The organism is Wolbachia pipientis (genome assembly GCF_001752665.1).
Classification (GTDB): domain Bacteria; phylum Pseudomonadota; class Alphaproteobacteria; order Rickettsiales; family Anaplasmataceae; genus Wolbachia; species Wolbachia pipientis_A.
The window spans coordinates 72,455-76,026 of the sequence record NZ_MJMG01000007.1 but is presented as its reverse complement, the minus strand read 5'-3'; the positions used below and the strand labels follow the sequence as shown (position 1 = coordinate 76,026).

The 3,572-nt window shown below is 32.7% G+C and carries 2 protein-coding genes; one reads left to right on the top strand and one right to left on the bottom strand.

Features of this window, described 5'->3' with window-relative positions:
- The first annotated feature begins 408 nt into the window (after window positions 1-408).
- The gene (locus BIY23_RS03375) at window positions 409-687 is read left to right on the top strand and encodes a hypothetical protein (RefSeq protein WP_148115222.1); all 279 of its coding nucleotides are present in this window, start codon (window positions 409-411) and stop codon (window positions 685-687) included.
- Between the two features lie 745 nt (window positions 688-1,432).
- On the opposite strand, the gene BIY23_RS03370 is transcribed toward BIY23_RS03375, so the two are convergent.
- Window positions 1,433-3,572: hypothetical protein (locus BIY23_RS03370; RefSeq protein ID WP_186820156.1), on the bottom strand; the 2,140-nt coding region annotated here is incomplete at its 5' end.

Sequence of the window (3,572 nt, the reverse complement as noted above, 5' to 3'; positions counted from 1 at the left end):
GTCTTGATTTGAGCAAAGTATTAATTCGCTATATTTATGTATACAGCTATAATTTAGTTTTAAGCTTTAATTTGTGAAGTAAAATATGAAAAATGACTATTTAAATTCCTGTTTAATCTCAGCTATAACTCAGTAGATTTAATTGGAATTAATGCAGATAATGTAAACGAAAGAATCAATGCGGCCTTTCAACTTAAAATGCCACGAGAGAGTGAATATAGTATAATGAACTGTTTAAAGTTTGGGTAGTGGTGCTTCAAGTTTTAATGAGGACGCTTATCTATGGGAAAAGTGTTGGCTTACCGTAGATGGTTTCTTTGGTTGCTACAGTCTCTTTGCTTCCATTGGTATCTTTGGGGTTTCTTTGCATCTTCTCCTTCTTATGCCGCTTCTATTACTCCAGAGTATATGCGGTATAAGAATCTTGATACTAAATATAGCGGATATTATTCTCTCCTAAGTGTTATTATTTTTTTTGCGGATCGTGTAAGAAAGCCAATATTAGTAGAAGCTCTATTAAAGGCTGGAGTAGATACTGAAATAGCAGACAGTTGTAAGATGCGAGCTGTACATTGGGCAGCTCGCATTGGTGAGGACAGAATAATAGATCTATATGGTGCAGAGATATCAATGCGCAAGATAAATATGGAAATACCGCTTTGCATTGGGCTGTGTGAGCCTCTTTAACATACGAGGATATTAATCGTGAGTTATTAATGAACAGTTTATTCATGAATGATAAAACAAATCCTTTGTTAAAGAATAATAAAGGTAACAAGGCAACAGATATAATGCGTTCTTTATCAGAATATGATTGAATATTTTGAAAAAGTAGGAATGGTATACGATGCATCTAAATTTTTAACACTAAAAAAAGAATAGACCTTTTGCGAAATTAATGCTTAGAAGATTTTCTGGGTTCAAAAAACTATTAAGTTGGATAGCCTTTAAAACAAGAAAAATTTTATTAAAAAGACACATTTTTTACTCTTTTGCAATAATTTTCTGTTTCGCAAAAGATCTAATTATTGCTCAATATTTATGACTAAAACCTTATAAGTCCTTTTAGTAAATTATGTAGATTAGAACTTCCTATGTTTCATAATTCAAATATATAGGATAATAGATAACTTCAGAGCAAAGATAGAGTGCGGTCATATAACATTTTGTAATTATAAACTGCATATGGTTAGTGATATGCGCTAAAGAATAGGTATTAATGCTACTTTTATAAAACAATTGCAATAAAATGCTAAAATTGGAAAGACACTACAAAACAATATACAAAAATAGCTTAAGCCCTACTAGAATAAAAGCTTACAAGGAGACATCAAACATTTAAATTAGCTTACCATATCCACATTCTAAAGGCATATCTGGTGTGCCTGTATATCATACTATGGTGAAAAAACCATAGTATGACTCCAGAACTTTAGAAAATAAACTTTACACCTGCTGCTATAAAGGAACCTGAGTTATACTCCTTAACTTCATTATTAGCAGCTGTAGATTTATTCTTAGTATCTTCTTCCGTTGTAAAGTAATGCCCTGCTATATAAGGAATACATTTAGTTTTACTTTCTGCGGTAGATAGATCGTACTGAACACCTAATGAGTAATCTGTAAGCTTATCACCATCATTCATTGTACTGTGAAAGATGGTGGCACTAGCATACGAACTTTGGTATTGCCCACCTATACCTACAGTCCAATACGTAGTATCATTGTCATAAGATTTCAATGAGTCCTTACTGTCAAGTCGTTCTTTATACTCATTATCATGTAACTCTAGTATACTTTTAGGCTGACCAGACTTATTAAGATTTGCAAAAGATCCAGCTACCCTTATAGAGCAATCATCACTAATTTTATAATCAAGGTTCCCACCAATATTAAATCCCAATAGATCATTGTATTTAGTATACTTACTATAAGTATGTTTTCCTGCATCCGGTTTCTTTGGCTTACCATATTCAAATACTCCAGCAGCCTTAACTCTAATATTTTCATTAAAGTAATATTCATATGATGCACCAGCACTCACTATATTCTCATAACTTGGCCCGCTATGTATCAGAGACTGTAAATCTGGAGCATTGAAAACACCTGTGTGTTGTATATCTATCACTAGATCCTGAATTGTCTGCTTATTACTACTGTTGCTGGTAAGCTCACTTCTTTTATCAGATTTTTGATGTTCACTTAATACTTGCTTTGCTGCATCTAAAAAATTATTCTCAATATCATTAGGATTAGAAATTTTCTTATCATCATGGACTGTTAACTTATCCAGTATTGACTGCTTTATCTGCTTCTCATCAAGCTCTACAATACTAGAATTTGCTACACTTTGTAAATCATCCTGATTCTTGTTACGCACAGTAATATTATACTTACCCATTATATCTGAAATATTAATTTCATCTTGTTTGATGGCATAATTATTTTTTATATGAGAAGCTAACTTTGTAGATACATCGATCATTTTCTTGTCAGTGCTTTTTAATGCTGCGTCACTTTTCACTTTCTCTAGCTCTACTCCGGCATCTGTGAATGCTTTGCTTATATCTTCTTTAGTAATGGCTWTATCTTGTTTTAATTTGCCTTTCTCTACTATAGAATCCACTATCTTATTGTATATGCGTGAACCTTCTGACTTAGGATCGTCAAAATTTAAATCTCCTGGATTCCATGGTCTTAGATATTTTCTCTCCTCGTTATTCTGTATGTCAAATAAGTTTTGCTCATAACGTGGCGAATAACTGAAACCAAGTCTTAAGCCCTTGTAATTTTGCGAGTAAACAGCTATTCTAAATGGTAAAGTATTTGTAAAGTTTTTGTTGCTCATCTCCTTGTATGCAAACTTTGCGTTACCGCTCGAAAGGCTTTCAGTGTAAAGGCGCGGAGTAACATAAAATGGGAAATCTCCATTTTTACCTTCTAAATTTACTTTTTTGAACCAATCACTATCTGCAGCACCATTAACAATTGCAATTCTTGTTGCGTCAAGACGCATTAAAGCTTCAGGGCCAAACTGATAACCTACTTTCACATCAACATATTTTGTATTCAAAAATACGTGTGCACCTTTTCCTCTGATTGCATGTATTCCGTAAATTTCTCCTTTACCTTTAGCAACTGGAATGTGGAATTGCACATTAGCACCATAAGCTATGCTTAAATCTTCATTTTTACTTTCTGCACGTAAGTGTACTACTGCATCTGTAGATGTACCAATGTCTTCACTATAGTCACCAATAGTACCTGTTTTCTTACCCTGCATAACATTATCATACTTATAGGTATCATTTTGTGACCCAGTCTTATAGTAACCTTGAGATTCAAGTGTACCACCAAATGTTAATTTGAGATCAGAATCCTTTATCACATTTTCATTTGCCTGATTATTTGCATTTTTAGCGTTATCATTTATATTTTTATTAGTAACTTCTTTTGAAGATATTTTTACTAAATCATTTCTTTTATCCTTATTATCTTTTTTGTCTTTTTTATACTTGTCATCGTCATTTTTATACTTGTCATCGTCATTGCGTTTCTTTAAACCTGTGACT

Bases quoted from the DNA above. Each gene is read 5' to 3' on its own strand.
- BIY23_RS03375 (WP_148115222.1), top strand. From the start codon at position 409: ATGCGGTATAAGAATCTTGATACTAAATATAGCGGATATTATTCTCTC.